We start from the raw sequence: 17,917 nt of genomic DNA, 5'->3' as shown, positions 1-17,917 counted from the left end.
CGAGATGCGGTTCACCGGGATCGTCGGATTGAAGTAATCCGAAATCCCCTTGCGCTGCTTTTCCGTCGTCGCGTTCAACAGCCACATCAACAGGAAGAATGCCATCATGGCCGTCACGAAGTCGGCATAGGCCACTTTCCAGGCCCCGCCATGATGACCGCCGCCCGCGACGACTTTCTTCCGCTTGATGATGACTGGCGCGCCATTGCCTGGCCCTGCCATCCCACATCACCCGATTACACACCCGGGAACAGGGATAGCATCCCAGCCTTTACGCCGTCTTAACCGCTTGGATTTTAACGGAAGGCCGCGGCCGGGCCACAATTCACCGCAGCCGCTCGCCGCCCCGCCATACGCCGCGCAGACTGCCGTCCGGCCCGAGATGCACCATATCGGCCGCACGGCCCGGCAGAAGGTGGCCCAGCCGGTCGCTACGCCCCAGGCAGGCTGCGGGACGCGAACTGGCCATGGCCAGCGCGACCTCGGGCGGGGTGCCAAGACGCAGCATCATCCCCACCGCCTGCGGCAGGGTCAGGTCGGCCCCGGCCAGGGTGCCGTCCTCCAGCGTGAGCCGTCCGTCGCGGCGCAGGATGCGGCGGCCGTTCAGGGTGAATTCGGTGATGTCGCTGCCGGCCGGGGCCATGGCGTCCGAGACCAGGAACAGCCGGTTGCTGGCGGCCATGGCGATGCGGATCGCCGGAGCGGCGACATGGATGCCATCGGCGATCAGCCCGGCGTGGATCGGTGAGGTCAGCGCGGCGCCGACGAGGCCCGGCTCGCGGTTGCCAAGCTGGCTCATCGCATTGAAGAGATGGGTGGCGCAGGAGGCCCCGGCGGCGATGGCCACCTCCGCTTCGGCATGGCTGCAGTCGGAATGGCCAAGGCTGACGATCACCCCGGCCCCGGCCAGCCGAGCGATCTGCCCGGCGGTCGCGCTGGCCGGCGCCAGCGTCACCATCAGCGAGGGCAGGCGGGCCCGCGCCTCCAGCAGCGCCAGAAGGTCCGCCTCGGTCATCGGCCGGATCAGCGCCGGATCATGCGCGCCCTTGCGGCGCGGGTCCAGATGCGGGCCCTCCAGATGCAGACCCAGGAAGCCGGGGACGCCACGCCGGGCAGCCTCGGCTCCGGCGGCAAGAACGCGGGCGGTCGCCTCGGGCGTGTCGGTGATCAGCGTGGGCAGGATGCCGGTCGCGCCAAGGCCTGCGTGGATGTCGCACATCCCGGCCAGCCAGTCGGCGGTACAGGACCCGTCCAGCATCCGCCCGCCCGCGCCGTTGACCTGAAGGTCCAGAAAGCCCGGCGCGAGGAAGCCGCCGTCCAGCCGGACCGCCGCGCCCGGACCGGGGCCGGTGACGGTCCCGTCCTCGACCCGCAGGGGGCCGGGCAGCATCCGCGTGCCGTCAAAGACCGAAGCGCCGGTGAAAAGCTGGGCTGTCATACCGTTTGCGTCACCTTGCGCAGATGCGGGGGCAGGTCGGGGTCAAAGCCGCGGCGGCGGGCCAGGGCCTCGATGAAGGCGTAGAACGAAACGGTCAGGACCAGCGGCGCGCAAAGCGGGTGCAACTCGCCCACCGAGGGCAAGAGCACCGCGCCCTCGACCTCGGCCCCGGTCAGGAACACATCGGCGCCCTGCTCCACCAGCCGGGCCGCGGTCTCGGCCAGCCGGGGCAGGGCGGCGTCCTGCACCCCCAGCGCCAGCACCGGGAACTGCGCCTGAACGATGGCCGAGGGGCCGTGCATCACCTCGGCGGCCGAGAAGCTTTCGGCATGCAGGCCGCAGGTTTCCTTGAACTTCAGCGCGGCCTCGCAGGCGATGGCAAAGGCGGGGCCGCGCCCCAGCACGAACAGCGACTGGGCCCGCGCCAGCCGCGCGGCAAGCGGGGACCAGTCCATCGCCAGCGCCCGCGCGAAGGCATCGGGCAGCCCCGCCACGGCAGCATGCAGCTCGGCATCCTCCTGCCACTCGGCCAGAAGCGCCAGCCCGGCGAGGACCGAGGCGACGAAGGTCTTGGTCGCCGCCACGCTCTGCTCCACCCCCGCGCGCAGGGCCAGGCAATGCGCCGAGGACTGGGCCAGCGGGCTGTCGGCATGGTTGGTGATCGCCACCGTCAGCGCGCCGCCCTCGGCGGCCGCGCGCATCATCTCGACCGTGTCGGGACCCTGCCCGGATTGCGAGATGCCGATGCAGGCTGCGCGCCCCATCCGCAAGGGGCGGCGATAGATCGAGGCGAGCGACGGGCCGACCGAGGCGACGGGCACCCCGGCCGAAAGCTCGATCGCATATTTCAGATAGGTCGCCGCATGGTCCGAAGAGCCGCGCGCGACGGTCACGACCAGCTCGGGGTCGGTCGCCCGCATCGCCTGGGCGGCGCGGGCCGTGGCCTCGGCCGAAAGCGAGAGGAAGCGGCGCGCGGCCTCGGGGATCTCGGCCACTTCGCGGGCCATGTGCGACTGGGTCATCCGGGGGCCCTTTCCGTATCAGGGGCAAGTTTCAGTTCGACAGCAAAATCATAGGCATCGCCACGGTAAAGCGAGCGGGTGAACTCGACCACGCGGCCATTCGCCAGATAGCCGATCCGCTCGATCCGCAGCCCCGCAGCCCCGGCGGTAACGCCCAGCAACTCGGCGTCGCGGGGGCCGAGGTTGGCGGCCGAGATGCGTTGCACCGCGCGGACCGGGCGCTGGCCCCTGGTCTCCAGCCAGGCGTAAAGCGAGGTTCCGACCTGGTCCGGGTCCGGCAGCACATGGGTCGAGAGCGAGGCCCGCTCGATCGCCAGCGGCACCCCGTCCGAGCGGCGCACCCGTTCCAGCCGGGCCACGCGGTCGCCCGCGCCAAGGCCAAGCGCCATCACCTCCTCGGGCGTCGGCGACTGGACCGAACGGCTGATCCAGAAGGATTCCACCGACTTGCCGCGCCGGGCCATGTCCTCGGTGAACGAGGTGAGGAGCGAGAGCGCCTGCTCCAGCCGTTCCACCCTCGGCGCGACGAAGGTGCCCGAGCCGCGCCGCTGCACCAGCGCGCCCTGCGCCACCAACGCCTCGATCGCCTTGCGGACGGTCACCCGCGACAGGCCGGTCATCGCCGCGATGTCGCGTTCGGCGGGCAGGCTGGCGCCGGGCGGCAGGACGCCCCGCGTCATCGCATCGGCGATCCGGCGTTGCAGCTGCAGATAGAGCGGCCCGGCCCCGGTCGCGAAGCCTTCGGGCGAGAACAGCCCCTCCATCACGCGGCCTCCCGCGCCAGGATCAGCGCGCCGTCCAGCGCCGAACCTTGCGCCGGGCGGATTTCCCAGCGGCTTCCCAGGCGGACGGCATAGCTTGGCCCCAGCCCGCCGATGAAGGTCACCGGCAAGGGCGGGTCATGCTGCAAAAGATGGATCGCCCGGGCGACATCGGCCGTCGCGATGGCGATGAGTTCGTGCGCGATGGGATCGTCCGCAGCCAGAACCTCCGGCGCCAGTCGCGCGAAATCGGCCGGGCGGGCGGCAAGCGAGAAGGCGATCACGCCCTCGGCCCCGCCGTGGCTCTGCAGCACCGCGTGCAGAAGCGGCGTGCCGGCGCGGAACCCGTCCGCCGCCAGCAATGCCTGCCGCAGGACCTCGCGTCCCAGCCAGGCCCCGCTGCCCTCATCCCCCAGGACCAGGCCCCAGCCGCCGACCTGGCGGATCCGGCCCCCGACCTGGGCGGCAAAGACCGATCCGGTGCCAAGCGCCGCCACGATCCCGTCCCGGTCGCCCAGTGCGCCCTTCACGGCGGCGATCGCGTCGGTTTCCAGCTTGATCCGGGCGAAGGGCAGGGCGCGGCGCAGGGCCGAGGCCTTGCCTGCGGCATTCGCCCCGGCCAGGCCAAGCCCGGCCGACAGCGCGGGCAGTTCGGCCGCGACTGCCCCCGCGCCGACCGCCCGGGTCAGCGCCTGCGTGGCGGCGGCGAGGATGTTGTCCCGCGCCCCCGCAAGGTCGCTTGCGATGTTCGCCGGACCCGCCGCCCCCTCGCCCAGCACGCGGCCGGACGCATCCGCCACCGCCGCGCGGCAGCCGGTTCCCCCGCCGTCTATGCCCAGGAAGAAGCCCATGCGAATCCCTTTCGCAAAAATAATACCAAAACAAGACCATTTGGAAAGCGATAACTGGAAACAGTCGAAAAAGCCGAGAAATATGGCGAAGACAAGAACACACTTTACAAGTGGTATCAGTTTGGCATTGTTTACCCCGAGGGGGAATCACATGGCCGACCGTCCGACCGAGGCGCTGCATCCGATGGCCGAGGGGCTGCATCTTGTTCCTCCTGATCAGGTGCTGTCGCGCGCGCTGGCGGCGCAGCAGGCCGCTCTGGCGGCGGTGGGCCCCGCGCTGCCGCAGCTTGCGGCGGCGGCACGGATGTCGGCCCAGGCCCTGCGGACCGGGGGCAAGCTGGCCTATGCCGGGGCGGGTTCCTCGGGCCTGATGGCGCTGGCCGACTGCCTGGAGATGCTGGGAACCTTCGGCATCCCGGCGGAGCGGACGCCGATGCTGTTCGCGGGCGGCGCGGATGCGCTGCTGAAGATGACCGGCGGGGTCGAGGATGACCCTTCGCTGGCCGGTGCCGACCTGGCCCGCGCGGATCTGGGCTCGGGCGACGTGCTGATCGCCGTCTCGGCCTCGGGCACGACGCCCTATACGCTGGCGGTGGCCGCCGGGGCGACGAAGGCCGGGGCGAAGGTGGTGGGGATCGCCAATGTCCCCGAATCGCCCCTTCTGCAGGCGGCCGATGTGCCGGTGCTGCTGGAGACCGGGCCCGAGATCGTGGCGGGCTCGACCCGGCTTGGCGCGGCGACGGCGCAGAAGGTGGCGATGAACCTGGTCTCGGTGCTGGTCGGGGTGGAACTGGGCCATGTCCATGACGGGATGATGGTCAACCTGATCGCCGACAATGCCAAGCTGCGCGACCGGGCGGCGCGGATCGTGGCGCGGGTGGCGGGGGTGGACACCGGGATCGCCCGTGTCGCGCTGAACCGCACCCGGGGCGCGGTGAAACCGGCCGTCCTGGTGGCGCGCGGCGCCTCGCCCGAAAGCGCCGGCGCGCGGCTGGCCGCCGCAGGTGGCATCCTTGCCAAGGCCATGAAAAGCTGAAGAATACCAACTGGCGAAAGCCTACACAGGGAGAATGCGATGACCAAGACGCTTAAACTGGCCCTTCTGACCAGCACCTTGCTGGGCAGCGCCGCCTTTGCGCAGGACGTGACGCTGACCATCGAAAGCTGGCGCAACGACGACCTGACCATCTGGCAGGACACCATCATCCCCGCGTTCGAGGCAGCGCATCCCGGCATCAAGGTGGTCTTCTCGCCCTCGGCCCCGGCGGAATACAATGCCGTGCTGAACTCCAAGCTGCAGGCGGGCTCGGCCGGTGACCTGATCACCTGCCGCCCCTTCGACGCCAGCCTCGAGCTTTTCAACCAGGGCAACCTTGCCGACCTGACCGACCTTGCCGCGATGGCCAATTTCTCGCCGGTGGCCAAGTCGGCCTGGCAGACCGATGACGGCGCCGCGACCTTCTGCGTGCCGATGGCCTCGGTGATCCACGGTTTCATCTACAACGCCGACGCCTTCGAGGCGCTGGGCATCGCGGTCCCGACCACGAACGAGGAATTCTACGCCGCGCTGGACAAGATCAAGGCCGACGGCACCTATATCCCGATGGCGATGGGCACCAACGACCAGTGGGAAGCCGCCACGATGGGCTATCAGAACATCGGGCCGAACTACTGGAAGGGCGAGGAAGGCCGCCTGGCCCTGATCAAGGGCGAGCAGAAGCTGACCGACGAGGGCTGGGTCGCCCCCTATCGCGAGCTGGCGAAGTGGAAGGACTATCTTGGCGACGGGTTCGAGGCGCAGACCTATCCCGACAGCCAGAACCTGTTCACCCTCGGCCGCGCCGCGATCTATCCCGCCGGCTCGTGGGAGATCTCGGGCTTCAACACCCAGGCGACCTTCAAGATGGGCGCCTTCCCGCCGCCGGTCGCCGCTGCCGGGGACACCTGCTATATCTCGGACCACACCGACATCGCCATCGGCATGAACGCCAAGTCGCCGAACGCCGAGGCCGCCAAGACCTTCCTGGAATGGGTCGGCACGCCCGAGTTCGCGACGCTTTACGCCAACGCGCTGCCGGGCTTCTTCAGCCTGAACTCCACCCCGGTCGAGATGACCGACCCGCTGGCGCAGGAATTCGTCTCCTGGCGGCAGAAGTGCCAGTCGACGATCCGCTCGACCTACCAGATCCTGTCGCGCGGCACCCCGAACCTCGAGAACGAGACCTGGAACGCCAGCGCCAACGTGATCAAGGGCACCGAGACGCCCGAGGACGCGGCCAAGCGCCTGCAGGAAGGCCTGGCCTCGTGGTACGAGCCGCAGAAGTAAGCCTGAGGCGCCGGAACCGGGGGGCTTCGCGCCCCCCGGACCCCCCGCGGGATATCCTCACCAGCATGAAAGGGGACGAACATGGCTTCGCGTAAGCCCGTGCGCTGGCATATTGCCGTGTTCCTGGCCCCGGCGGTGCTGGTCTACACCGCCCTGATGATCATTCCCCTGTTCGGCACCCTGGCGCAGTCGCTGATGAACCACGATGCGGCCGGGACCCGGATCTTCGTCGGATTGCGCAACTTTGCCACGCTTTTCGGCGATGCGGTCTGGTCGGATGCCTTCTGGAACGCGCTGGGCAACAACACCTGGTTCTTCGTGATCCACATGCTGGTCCAGAACCCGATCGGCATCGCGCTGGCCGCGATCCTGTCGACCCCGCGCCTGCGGATGGCGGGGTTCTACCGCACCGCGATCTTCATTCCCACGATCCTCAGCTTCGTGATCGTCGGCTTCGTCTGGAAGCTGATCCTCTCGCCGATCTGGGGCATTGCGCCGGGGATGCTGGATGCCGTCGGCCTCAAGTTCCTGTTCGCGCCCTGGCTGGGGAAAGAGGAATATGCGCTGACCGCCCTCGCGCTCGTCTCGGTCTGGCAGTTCGTCGGCATCCCGATGATGCTGATCTATGCCGCGCTCTTGTCGATCCCCGACGGCGTGATCGAGGCCGCCGAGATGGACGGCATCACCGGCTGGTCGCAGTTCTGGAAGATCAAGCTGCCGCTGATCCTGCCCTCGGTCGGGATCATCTCGATCCTGACCTTCGTCGGCAACTTCAACGCCTTCGACCTGATCTATGTCGCGCAGGGGGCGCTGGCGGGGCCGGATTTCGCCACCGACATCCTGGGCACCTTCCTCTACCGCACCTTCTTCGGCTTCCAGCTGCAGCTGGGCGATCCCTACATGGGCTCGGCGATCGCGACGGCGATGTTCGGGATCATCCTGGTCGGGGTCTGCATCTATCTGTTCGGCATCCAGACCCGTCTGCGGAGGTATCAGTTCTGATGAAGGCGCGCGCTTCCACCGGACGGACGATCGCGGCCCATGCGGTGCTGCTGACCTACACGCTGATTGCCCTGTTCCCGGTCTTCGTCATCGTCATCAACAGCTTCAAGTCGCGCAAGGCGATCTTTGCCGATCCCTTGGGCCTGCCCCTGCCCGGCAGCTTCGACCTGGTGGGCTACAGGACCGTGCTGCACCAGGGCGACTTCTTCCTGTATTTCCAGAACAGCCTGATCGTCACCGTCGCCAGCCTGTTCTGCGTGCTTCTGTTCGGGGCCATGGCGGCCTTTGCCTTGTCGGAATACCGCTTCAAGGGCAACACGCTGATGGGCCTTTACCTGGCGCTGGGGATCATGATCCCGATCCGGCTGGGCACGGTGGCGATCCTGGAGATGATGGTCACCTCGGGTCTGGTGAACACGCTGACCGCGCTGATCCTGGTCTACACGGCACAGGGCCTGCCGCTGGCGATCTTCATCCTGGCCGAGTTCATGAAATCGGTCTCGGACGACCTGAAGAACGCCGGGCGGATCGACGGGTTGTCCGAATATCGCATCTTCTTCAGCCTGGTCCTGCCGCTGGTCCGCCCCGCCATGGCGACGGTCGCCGTCTTCACCATGATCCCGATCTGGAACGACCTCTGGTTCCCGCTGATCCTGGCCCCGGCCGAGCATACCAAGACCGTCACCCTTGGCGCGCAGGTCTTCATCGGGCAGTTCGTCACCAACTGGAACGCCGTCCTCGCCGCGCTGTCGCTGGCCATCGTGCCGGTGCTGGTCCTCTATCTCATCTTCTCGCGGCAACTGATCCGCGGGATCACCGCAGGAGCCGTCAAATGATCCGTGTCATGGTCGCCGGACTGGGCACCATGGGCCGCAGTCACGCCCTGGCCTATCACCGCAACCCGGCCTTCGATCTGGTCGGCCTCGTCAACCGCTCGACGCCGAAACTGGACCCGGCGCTGGACGGCTACGCCATCGAGCCCGAGTTTCACGCCGCCCTGCATCGGCTGAAGCCGGACCTCGTGAACGTCTCGACCTATTCCGACAGCCATGCTGGTTATGCCGTGGCCGCGATGGAGGCGGGGGCGCATGTCTTTGTCGAAAAACCCCTCGCGACGACCGTGAAAGACGCGCGCCGGGTGGTCGACTGCGCCAAGGCGAACGGCAAGAAGGTCGTCGTCGGCTATATCCTGCGCCATCATCCCTCATGGATGCGGCTGATCGCCGAGGCGCGCAGCTTGGGCGGGCCCTATGTCTTTCGGCTGAACCTGAACCAGCAGTCCTCGGGCCCGACCTGGGAGGTTCACAAGACCCTGATGCGGACCACCTCGCCGCTGGTCGATTGCGGGGTGCATTATGTCGACGTGATGTGCCAGATCACCGATGCCAGGCCGGTCGAGGTGCGCGGCATGGGTTTGCGCCTGAGCGATGAGATCGCGCCCGATATGTATAACTACGGCCATTTCCAGGTGCTGTTCGACGATGGCTCCGTCGGCTGGTATGAGGCGGGCTGGGGCCCGATGATGTCGGACACCGCCTTCTTCGTGAAGGATGTGGTCAGCCCCCGGGGCGCGGTGTCGATCAAGATGCCGGAAAACGCGCGGTCGGACGACCACTCGACCCATACCGCGACCCAGACGATCCGCGTCCATCGCGTCGGCCAGCCCGACCAGGACCTGTCCATGGCCGACGAACCCGGCCACCAGGAGTTGTGCGAGCGCGAGCAGGCCTTTGTCGCCCGCGCGATCACCGAGGATCTCGACCTGAGCCGGCACATGGAAGATGCCGTCCAGTCGCTTGCCATCTGTCTTGCCGCCGACGAAAGCGTCCGCTCCGGCAAGCCCGTGAAACTGTAGGGGGTGCCATGGGCGCACTGGAGCTGAGAGGCGTCACCAAGAACTTCGGCAAGACCGAGGTGATCAAGGGCGTCGACCTGACCGTGAACGCGGGTGAGTTCTGCGTCTTCGTCGGCCCCTCGGGCTGCGGCAAGTCCACCCTCCTGCGGATGATCGCCGGGCTGGAGGACACGACCGGCGGCGATATCCTGCTGGACGGGCGGCGGGTCAACGACCTTGCCCCGGCCCGGCGCGAGCTGGCGATGGTGTTCCAGACCTATGCGCTTTACCCGCATCTCAGCGTGCGCGACAACATGGGCCTGGCGTTGAAACAGGCCGGGGCCTCGCGGTCCGAGATCATCGCCGCCACCGACCACGCCGCCGCGATGCTGGAGCTTGAGCCGCTGATGGCGCGCCGCCCGGCCGAGCTTTCCGGCGGCCAGCGCCAGCGCGTCGCCATCGGCCGCGCCATCGTCCGCCGGCCCAAGCTGTTCCTGTTCGACGAGCCGCTCTCGAACCTGGACGCGGCGCTGCGGGTGGCCACAAGGATCGAGATCGCGCGCCTCCACCGCGAGCTGAAGACCACGATGATCTATGTCACCCACGACCAGATCGAGGCGATGACCCTGGCCCACCGCATCGTCGTGATGCGCGCCGGGCGGATCGAGCAGGTCGGCAGCCCGATGGAGCTGTACAACAACCCCGCCAACACCTTTGTCGCGGGCTTCATCGGCAGTCCGCAGATGAACTTCCTTGATGCCACCGCGCTGGACCTTGCGCCGGGCAAGGTCGGCATCCGTCCCGAGCATCTGGCGATCTCGCGCGACACCGGCGAGATTCCGGCCACGGTCAGCCATATCGAGAAGCTGGGCGGCGAGACACTGGTCTATGCCCGCCACCCGCAGCACGGGATGCTGACCGTGCGGCTGTTCGGCGAACATGACTATAGCGTCGATGAAACGGTCCACCTGACCCTGCACCGCGAGCGCATGTTCGAGTTCGACCCTGCCGGGCAGCGCCGGGCCTAGCCGCGGGCGGCGTTCCAGGCGGCCAGCAGGCTCTGGGTCGCGTCGCCCTCGATCACCCCAAGCAGGATGCCGCCCTCGGCGCGGGCGCAGAGGATGCTGTGCCCCTCGCTCAGCGCGGCGCCCAGCACGATGCAGACCGGCCCGGCCGGAACCATCGAGACCAGGTCCAGCTGCCGCGCGACGCTCTCGCTCTCGTCGTCAAGGAAGCCACGCAGATGCGAGACCATCTCCTCGGGGCCGTCGCTCTTGCCGTCCCGGCTTCCGCCGTCGATCAGCCAGGCGGTCAGTGTCGGGCCCATGCGCGCAGCGAAGCGCACAAGGAAAGTCTCATCCCCGGCCTCGACCTCGACTGCGGGCTCGGGCGCGGGCGGCCCTGCCACGGGCTCCGGCTCCCCGGCCTCTCCGGTATCGTTCAACTCGATCAGGCAGAGATCCGCCAGAAGCGCCACCGGCAGGCCGACGCTGACCCCGTCCGACCCGCGCCCGGGCGGGGCGGAGATCACCCGCAGCTCGCTGCGCGGGGCGGCCAGGGCCTGCAGCAGCTTGATCAGCGCATCCTTGTGCTCATCGTCCAGCACCGGGGCGGCCAGGCAGGACTCGGCCCCGGCAATTCCGGTCGCGGCGGTCAGGCGCAGCACGCGGCGGCCCGCGACCTCCAGCGTCAGGCTGCTGCCGGAACCGGATTCAAAGCACAGCGACCGGGCGAGGACGGTCTCGTTCACCTCGCGCAGGATGGCGGCCAGGGCATTGCGATGGTCGATCTCGGCCACCACACGCGCGCCGCCGGACGCCAGCCGCGCGGGGGTCTGCAACGCCGTCAGGCGCGCCACGATCGGAAGGGTGCCCCTGTTCAATCTCGTATCCGGTTCAGGCCAGATCCGGCTGCCGTCATGTGCCTGCCGTGATCTTCTCTAGCGTTTCACGGATTTTCGCCACAAATCCGGGAAGGTCAATGGTCTGATCGCAGACGCAGACCAGCGCATCGGCCGGCTCGCTTTCCGAGCGCAGGAAGACCTGCACCCCGTCCAGCGCCATCACCATCGCGGCATGAGGTTCGCCGAAGGCTTCGACCGACAGCGAGAACAGCGGATCGTCAAAGGCGATCCGCGCCTGTTCGCACAGCGCGTCCAGCTTCTCTTGCGTCACCGCCTGGTTGCCATGGCTGGCCAGCACCATCCGCGAGGACAGGTCGGCAAAGGCCACGATCCGCGCCTGCGGATAGGCTTTCACCACGGCGCCAAGATGGTCGCTGACCGCCACCCGTCACGAGCCCTTGGCAGCGGTGGCAAGCATGTCCGAGAAGGACACCACCGTCGGTGCAGTCTCGGCCGCTGGCCGCTCGGTCCGCAACAGGCGCTCGCCGGTATTGGCCACCCGGCGCGGGGCGACCCGCACGACCGGCGTGTTGCGGATCGCCATCTTCCGTTCGAAGGTGCGGGCGATCAGGCTTTGCCCGACTTCGGCGGTATCGGCGTCATCCGGGCGGACCGCGGGCATCCCTTCCTCGCCGGGCTCGGGATAGCCTTCGTCGATGATGCGGTGGATCAGGTCGAAAAGTGCGCCGGTAAAATCCTGCGCGCCGCTGTCCTGCCACCTGGCCTCATCATCCCCGGCGGTCATCGCCTGCATCAGCGACATCGGGAAGACTTCGGCGAAAAGCCCCTCGGTCTCTTGCCGGACCCGCTTCAGCACCTTGGCCTTGTCGCTGTCGCCCAGGATCTTGTCGAAGCGCGTGACCAGAAGCAGGCTGCTCCGCCGCATCTCGGCCGGGAAGCTGTTCCAGACCCCGCTTTCCGACTGCCGCCAGGCCTGGGTCGCATGGGTGCACCACAGGACGCCATCCGCCAGATGCGCCATCCGCTCCCAGACCTCGGGCGACATCGAGGGGTCGCTGATCCCCGGCATGTCGATCAGGTCGGTATAGCGCAGGATGTCGCTTTTCATGAAGATGCGGACATGCTCGGTCGTCTCCAGGCTGACCCGCTCCAGGTCCGCGAGATCCAGCTCGTAGGCCTGTCCGTCCAGCCCCATCGTATAGGCATCCTCCGGCCCGTAGGACAGCCAGACCGGCGGCAGTTGCGTGGCCGTCACCTTCTCCAGGAGCGGCCGCGCGCCCATCAGCACGTTGCAGAGCGTACTCTTTCCCGAGCTGAACTCGCCCATGATGGCGAGGCGGGGTTTGCGGGTGAGGGGCATGCTTCAGGATCCTTCCGTGTCCAGGCCGGGCTCAATCGGCATAGACGCCAAGTTCGTCCATGATCGAGGCCAGGCATTCCTGCCGGTCCTCCCAGGCATTCACGCCGAACAGTTCCTTCATCTCCTCCATCGAGATTTCCGAACTGGCCAGCGCGCTTGTCAGCAGTTCGCGCTGTTCCTGCAGGAAGTCGCGCAGGGTATGCTGGGTCCGTTCGCGGAACAGGCCGATCTGGATCGTCTTCAGGTCGTTGATGATCGGGTCGGTTTCCGCCCGGATCAACTTGTTGAAATCCTGGGCAAAGGCCTTGTAGCCCCGGCGGCGCTGCCACCAGCCCTTCCACCAGCTGACCTGCAGGTCCAGCGCGATGGTCTGGCCCAGGTTGATCGGCGGCGGGATGTAGGAGACGACCGGCGTCTCGATCCTGAAGCCCTCGACCGTGATCGAGAAGGTCTTGCCGTAAAGCTCGGCGATCCTGACCGCGGTCTCGTTGTTCACCTCGGCCGCGATGCCGTGCATCTTCTTCAGCACGACCTGATAGCTGGAACTGAGCAGCATCCGCAGCCCCAGCGGGCTGTAATGCCAGGTCGCATCCTCGCCATTGGTCTGCAGATGCTCGATCAGGCTGTTGGTCGCCCGGTCCAGGAAGCGTTCATAGCTCTGGTCGATGCGGTTGGTGAAATCCTTGCAGGCGGAATCGGTCAGCACGGTCAGCTTCTCGACCGCCGCGGCCTCGATCTTGCGCAGCTCGGCGTCCAGCTGTTCCGGCGTCATGGTCCGGTTCAGCTGACCGTCCGACTCCAGGATGCGGACCTGGTCCACGACGTCCAGCGACTGCGCCAGGTTCAGCGCCTGCCGGGCCGATTTCTGCAGGGCCTCATGCACCGGGCCCTCGTACATCCGCTGCCCCAGCGCATCCAGCAGCGCCGGCACGCCCGAGGCATGCCAGACCAGCTGTTCGGCCGACCATTCGTCCATCTTGTCGGCAAAGGCGGCGCGGGTCCAGTTGATCGCCGACTCGGTCGAGTCGTCGGTCATCTCGTCGATCTTGCCTTCCAGCACCGCATTGGCCCAATGGGCCGAGCCATAGATGATGTCGATGTCCTGCGGCGCGTTGTTCTTCTCCAGCGTCTCCAGGATCGCGCGATGGATCTCGGGCACCTGGTTGGCCGGGTCGGGCAGTTCGTCGATCCGGTTGACGAAGATGATGATCTCGCGCGACTGGCGGTGCGCGATCAGGCGGATCAGCGCCATGTCCATCGTGGTCAGCGCCTGGTGCGCCGAGAGCACGACGATGCACGACCGGCTGTCGCGGACCGCGTTGATCGTGATCTGCTCGCGCATCATGAAGGTGTCGTTCACGCCGGGCGTGTCGCGCACGCAGAGCATGACCGGGATGTCGTCGCGCTCGATATACAGGTCGGCCGACTTGGTGATGTCGGTGAACCGGCCCTGATCGGCCCCCGCCGCATCCTCGTCGCCGACGCAGACATAGCGGCGCAGCAGCGCGTCATCGACCGTGCCGTAGCGGTGTTCGGTGCCGAGCAGCAGCTCGAACTTGCGACCCAGCCGCGCCTGCGCCTTCTCGCGCATGGCGACGACCTGCAGGCGCAGCTTCTCCAGCTCGTCATCCGCACCGGCGCGGGCCGCCAGCTGGCCGATCCTTCCGCCGTTCGAGATCAGCTTGTCCCATTCGGCATGGTCGAAGAACTTGAACTTCGCCCGCACGTTCAGCTCGGGCGTGGGGGTGTTGATATGCAGCGACGTCACCACCGAGGTCCAGGGGTTCACGTCGGTCGGCAACAGGCCGGGCGCCCCGATCATCGCGTTGATCAGCGAGGTCTTGCCCGCCTTGATCTGCCCGATCACGGTGACCGAAGGCTCGACCTCGCGCACCTGTTGCTGGATGCGCGTGACCTTCTTCGACGTGTCGGCGTCCGACATCGTCACGAAATCGCGCAGCACATCCTCGAATCGGGTGATCGACTCGGCAATCCGGCCCAGGCCCGGGAAGCTGCGCCTCAGCGCAACGTCGGGGGCCAGAGCATCCTGCACCTCGGGAACGCCAGGTTCTGCAACCGGATCATCATCTTGCACTACCGCGCCAAGTCCCATGATCACCCCACCAGTTCCGTACAGAACCACCTATATGGCACACGCAAAGTCGTAAGTCCCCGCGATCATGACATAAGTTTGGAAAGTGGTCCCATTGGGGCACGTTTTAGACGATTCTTCGGTCAATAATAAGGTCAAGCCGCGCCCAATGTTTCCAGTTCACGCTTAAGTTGAAGAAGCAGGGTCAGCGCATCATCTGCGGGCGCATGACCCTTCTCCAGCTGCATCAGCATGATGAGATCCTGGATCTCGCCAAGATCCCCCGTGATTCGGCGCATTCCCGGCGAGGCGCCGCGCGACAGGATCGCCTGCAGCCGCTCGACCGTCTCGCGGCCATGGTCCAGCACCAGGTCGACCGGCACCTTTGCCTCGGGGTCCACCTCGGCCGCAAGTTCGGCCGAGCGGGCGACGATCAGGTCGATCGCCTGGGCCAGCAGCCCCCGGTCACTTGCCGGGACCGGCGCAGGCGCGGCCGGGGCCGTCACCGGCGCAGAGGGGGCGCGGACGGCAATCCGGGTCCGCTCCCGCCGCGAGGCCGCGGGCTCGGCCGGCGGGGCCTCCGGCGGCACAGGGGTCACCGGCGCGACCGGGATACGCTCCCGCGCGACGCGGGGCGGCGGCGGCCCGGCGTCGCGCGGGGCCATGGTCGGCACATTGGTGATCGGCGGCGTCGCGACCCGTTCGCGCGGGGTTCTCTCCGTCACCCGCAGGCGGGCGGCCGGCGGCGGGGCGGGTTCGGGCTCGGGCGGTTCCACGACCGGCGCTTCTTCCTCGGCGGCCGCTTCCGGCGGGATCATCTCCTCCGGCCGGGCGCGCAGCGAGGACAGGTCGGGCAGGGGCGTACCCGGCTCCAGCCCCGGGCGGGGCGCGCCGAACAGCCGGGGGCGCGTATCGCCGCCTTCCGCCGGGGCGGCGGCCGGCGCGGCCGGCCGGATCCCGTCGCGCGGTTTCCGCTCGCGCGGGGCGCGCTGGGCCATGGCCGCAGCCGCCGCGATCATCCGCGCGATCCGCTGCTCATCCGTTTCGACCTGCGCAGGCCCGGCTGCGGCTTCGGGTTCGGGCGCAGGGGCCGGTTCGGGTTCGATTGCGGGTTCGGGTTCAGGGACCGGCTCCGGCTCCGCCACCGGCGCGGGTTCTTCCACCACCGGCTCAGGCTGTGCCGCGACCGGCGTGGGCTCGGGTTCCGGGGCGGGCGGCGGTGCGGCCATCCCGGCCTTGGATTTCCAGGTCGTCCGCAACGGCATCTGCGACGAAGTCCCCTCGGCCGACGCCTGCTTCATCCGGTCCGCGAACCGCCTGCGCCCCGCCTCATCCGGCGCGCCTTCGGGGGCGGCGTCCGGCGGAGTCTCCTCTTTCGGCGCCGCAACCTCTGCCCTCGGAGCGGTGGCCGGCGCAGGTTCGGGCACTTCCGAAACCGTCTCCGGCATTGCCGGCACGGTCGGCTCCTCCGCCTCGGGCGGGGCGATGTCCTCGGGCGGCGGAACCCGCTCCTGTGGCGCGGCCTCGCCCACCTCGGCGAAGCGGCGCGCCACCATTTCGCTGGCTTCGACATGGCGGGCCAGCAGCAGCTCGGCCATGTCCATGTCGGCCTGCCGCGCCATCTGCACCCGGGTCTTGATCGCCGTGATCACCGCACCCGCGCCACTGTCGCGGAACAGGTCGCGGTCCAGCCCGCCCGGAGCCTGCATCGCCTGCCGCGCGTGCTTGGCCGAGATCGCCAGCACCTGGCGGAAATCCTCCCCCGCGCGCAGCTCGACCCGTTCCAGCATCCCCTGCGCCGCCTCGCGCCCGCCCAAGAGGTCGACCTTGGTCAGGAACAGGAAACCGTTGTCCTTCATCACATCCGGCATGTCCTCCCAGACCACCTGCTCCTTCGGCAGGTAGGAGGTCGTGCACCAGATCACGATATCCGCCCGCTTCTGCGCCCAGGCCGTCGCGCGGCGCTGCTCGGCCTCCATCGGGCCGGCCGAGACTTCCAGCAGCGTGATCACCTTCAGCGCCGGCAGGTCCAGCTCCAGCGTCACCAGTGCCGGGGCCAGATGCAGCACTTCGGACAGGTTGCTGCCGGGGATCACCTCGTTGTGCCCGTCGGCCAGGGTGCAGATCATCCGCGCCTCGGGCCCGTGCTGCACCACGATCGTCGGCAGCCGCAGCGTCTCGGGCACGACCACGGTTCCGGCCAGCAGGTTCAGGATCGCCGACTTGCCCGCACCGGGCAGGCCCAGAAGCGCCACCCGCGCCGGGCGCTCCAGCCGTTCGATCAGCCGCTCGGCCGCTTCCGCCGGTCCGCCAGCAGCCAGCAGGCCCCGGTCCAAAAGAACACCAAGCCGCTGCGCGACCGTCATTTCTCCGACTGCTTCTGCCATGGTCTACTTTATGACGATCACCCGCTTCGGCCGCAAGCGCACAGGTGCGAGATCTTCCACATCTTTGTCCATCGTCTCGATCACCACCCGCCGCGGTGTGGCCCGCGCCTCCTCGGCCCGGGCCTTGCCATCCTTCAGCGGCGGCGGTTCCGGCTGCGGCGGTTCGGCGGGCGGTGCGAGCGTCCTTGGCGGCTTGTGGACGAAGATCGGCTCGGTCGCCAGCGTTGTCAGGCGTTTCGGGCGGGTGATGGCCATCGAGGGGCGGGCGAGGTCCTGTTTCGGGCGGCTGCTGGCGTCGTTCACCTTGATGACGGTGAAGCTGATGTTGTCCTGGTCCGGGTCGCCCAGCCGGGTCAGCTCCTCCAGCAGCCGCTCGGCGATCTCGGTCGAGCGGCTCTTGCGGTACCTGTGCAGCAGCTTTTCGATCTGCGCATCGGTCAGGAACTGCAACCCATCCGAGGCGCAGATCACGATATCCCCCGCCTTCAGCTCCAGCGGCCGAGCCGGGCAGTCGATCTTCGGGATCCGGCCGCCCATCAGCACCGAGATCAGGCAGTTGCGGTCGGGATGGTTCGCCGCCACCCCGGCATCCATCAGGCCCGACTTCACCATGAAGTCGATCTGCGGCGCCATCGAGTGATCCTCGTTCAGCTGGGCAAGCCGGCCGCCCCGGAACAGGAACAGGGGCGAATCGCCGACCGAGATCCACCACAGCCGGTTCTCGACCAGCGCCGGGACCACCAGCGTCGCCCCCATCCCCGCCGTCTCGGGGTGGCTGCGGCTGTGCTGGCGCAAGGTCTCGTTCGCAAGATCCGCCACGCCGCGCAGGATCTCGGGTGCCCGCGCCTCGAAGGCCTCGACATCGGCGAAATGGAACTTCAGCTCGGAATAGACCTCGGTCAGCACGATCTTGCTGGCCACGTCCCCCGCCGCATGGCCGCCCATCCCGTCGGCCAGCACCACGAAACCGGCCTCGGCCC

The 17,917-nt window shown here is 68.1% G+C and carries 17 protein-coding genes; 6 read left to right on the top strand and 11 right to left on the bottom strand.

Features of this window, described 5'->3' with window-relative positions; genetic code table 11:
• The 5 genes from ACE3UA_RS17235 to ACE3UA_RS17215 form a co-directional block, all read right to left on the bottom strand.
• On the bottom strand, positions 1-222 hold a 222-nt coding region (locus ACE3UA_RS17235), incomplete at its 3' end, for a flagellar motor protein MotB (RefSeq protein ID WP_374647352.1).
• A gap of 103 nt (positions 223-325) precedes the next feature.
• Positions 326-1,438: an N-acetylglucosamine-6-phosphate deacetylase gene (nagA, locus tag ACE3UA_RS17230; RefSeq protein ID WP_374647350.1), complete on the bottom strand. Its 1,113-nt coding sequence runs from the start codon at positions 1,436-1,438 to the stop codon at positions 326-328.
• Positions 1,435-2,460: an SIS domain-containing protein gene (locus tag ACE3UA_RS17225; protein ID WP_374647348.1), complete on the bottom strand. Its 1,026-nt coding sequence runs from the start codon at positions 2,458-2,460 to the stop codon at positions 1,435-1,437. The genes nagA and ACE3UA_RS17225 overlap by 4 nt, the downstream gene beginning before the upstream one ends.
• On the bottom strand, positions 2,457-3,224 hold the full coding sequence (locus tag ACE3UA_RS17220; protein WP_374647346.1) for a GntR family transcriptional regulator: 768 nt from the start codon (positions 3,222-3,224) through the stop codon (positions 2,457-2,459). Before ACE3UA_RS17220 ends, ACE3UA_RS17225 begins: the two co-directional genes overlap by 4 nt.
• A complete protein-coding gene (locus ACE3UA_RS17215; RefSeq protein WP_374647344.1) occupies positions 3,224-4,072 on the bottom strand; it encodes a BadF/BadG/BcrA/BcrD ATPase family protein in 849 nt (282 codons plus the stop codon). Before ACE3UA_RS17215 ends, ACE3UA_RS17220 begins: the two co-directional genes overlap by 1 nt.
• A gap of 151 nt (positions 4,073-4,223) precedes the next feature.
• Here ACE3UA_RS17215 and ACE3UA_RS17210 point away from each other — a divergent pair, with 151 nt between their 5' ends.
• The 6 genes from ACE3UA_RS17210 to ACE3UA_RS17185 all read left to right on the top strand — a co-directional run bounded on the left by ACE3UA_RS17210 (position 4,224) and on the right by ACE3UA_RS17185 (position 10,262).
• Complete coding sequence (locus ACE3UA_RS17210) at positions 4,224-5,108, top strand: N-acetylmuramic acid 6-phosphate etherase (protein ID WP_374647342.1); 885 nt, start codon at positions 4,224-4,226, stop codon at positions 5,106-5,108.
• Between the two features lie 39 nt (positions 5,109-5,147).
• Positions 5,148-6,398: an ABC transporter substrate-binding protein gene (locus tag ACE3UA_RS17205; RefSeq protein WP_374647339.1), complete on the top strand. Its 1,251-nt coding sequence runs from the start codon at positions 5,148-5,150 to the stop codon at positions 6,396-6,398.
• Positions 6,399-6,479: 81 nt separating this feature from the next.
• On the top strand, positions 6,480-7,400 hold the full coding sequence (locus tag ACE3UA_RS17200) for a carbohydrate ABC transporter permease (RefSeq protein WP_374647337.1): 921 nt from the start codon (positions 6,480-6,482) through the stop codon (positions 7,398-7,400).
• A complete protein-coding gene (locus tag ACE3UA_RS17195) occupies positions 7,400-8,236 on the top strand; it encodes a carbohydrate ABC transporter permease (protein ID WP_374647335.1) in 837 nt (278 codons plus the stop codon). The genes ACE3UA_RS17200 and ACE3UA_RS17195 overlap by 1 nt, the downstream gene beginning before the upstream one ends.
• The gene (locus tag ACE3UA_RS17190) at positions 8,233-9,255 is read left to right on the top strand and encodes a Gfo/Idh/MocA family protein (RefSeq protein WP_374647332.1); all 1,023 of its coding nucleotides are present in this window, start codon (positions 8,233-8,235) and stop codon (positions 9,253-9,255) included. The genes ACE3UA_RS17195 and ACE3UA_RS17190 overlap by 4 nt, the downstream gene beginning before the upstream one ends.
• An 8-nt stretch (positions 9,256-9,263) precedes the next feature.
• Positions 9,264-10,262, top strand: coding sequence for an ABC transporter ATP-binding protein (locus tag ACE3UA_RS17185; protein ID WP_374647330.1), 999 nt, complete (start codon positions 9,264-9,266; stop codon positions 10,260-10,262).
• On the opposite strand, the gene ACE3UA_RS17180 is transcribed toward ACE3UA_RS17185, so the two are convergent.
• The 6 genes from ACE3UA_RS17180 to ACE3UA_RS17155 all read right to left on the bottom strand — a co-directional run.
• Positions 10,259-11,116, bottom strand: a complete 858-nt coding sequence (locus ACE3UA_RS17180; protein WP_374647328.1) for a hypothetical protein — start codon at positions 11,114-11,116, stop codon at positions 10,259-10,261. The two genes, ACE3UA_RS17185 and ACE3UA_RS17180, sit on opposite strands and share 4 nt — an antisense overlap.
• A 34-nt stretch (positions 11,117-11,150) precedes the next feature.
• Positions 11,151-11,522 (bottom strand): hypothetical protein, encoded by a 372-nt coding sequence (locus ACE3UA_RS17175; protein ID WP_374647326.1) that lies wholly within the window; start codon positions 11,520-11,522, stop codon positions 11,151-11,153.
• 3 nt (positions 11,523-11,525) lie between these two features.
• Positions 11,526-12,458: a dynamin family protein gene (locus ACE3UA_RS17170; RefSeq protein ID WP_374647324.1), complete on the bottom strand. Its 933-nt coding sequence runs from the start codon at positions 12,456-12,458 to the stop codon at positions 11,526-11,528.
• Between the two features lie 31 nt (positions 12,459-12,489).
• Positions 12,490-14,511: a dynamin family protein gene (locus tag ACE3UA_RS17165; RefSeq protein WP_374647322.1), complete on the bottom strand. Its 2,022-nt coding sequence runs from the start codon at positions 14,509-14,511 to the stop codon at positions 12,490-12,492.
• A gap of 194 nt (positions 14,512-14,705) precedes the next feature.
• Positions 14,706-16,937, bottom strand: coding sequence for a hypothetical protein (locus ACE3UA_RS17160; RefSeq protein ID WP_374647320.1), 2,232 nt, complete (start codon positions 16,935-16,937; stop codon positions 14,706-14,708).
• A gap of 3 nt (positions 16,938-16,940) precedes the next feature.
• On the bottom strand, positions 16,941-17,917 hold a 977-nt coding region (locus tag ACE3UA_RS17155; RefSeq protein ID WP_374647318.1), incomplete at its 5' end, for a PP2C family serine/threonine-protein phosphatase.

The organism is Tabrizicola sp. (genome assembly GCF_041919135.1).
Lineage (GTDB): Bacteria > Pseudomonadota > Alphaproteobacteria > Rhodobacterales > Rhodobacteraceae > Tabrizicola.
Note: the sequence above shows the minus strand (reverse complement) of the source record. Positions and strands in the feature narration are given on the sequence as shown.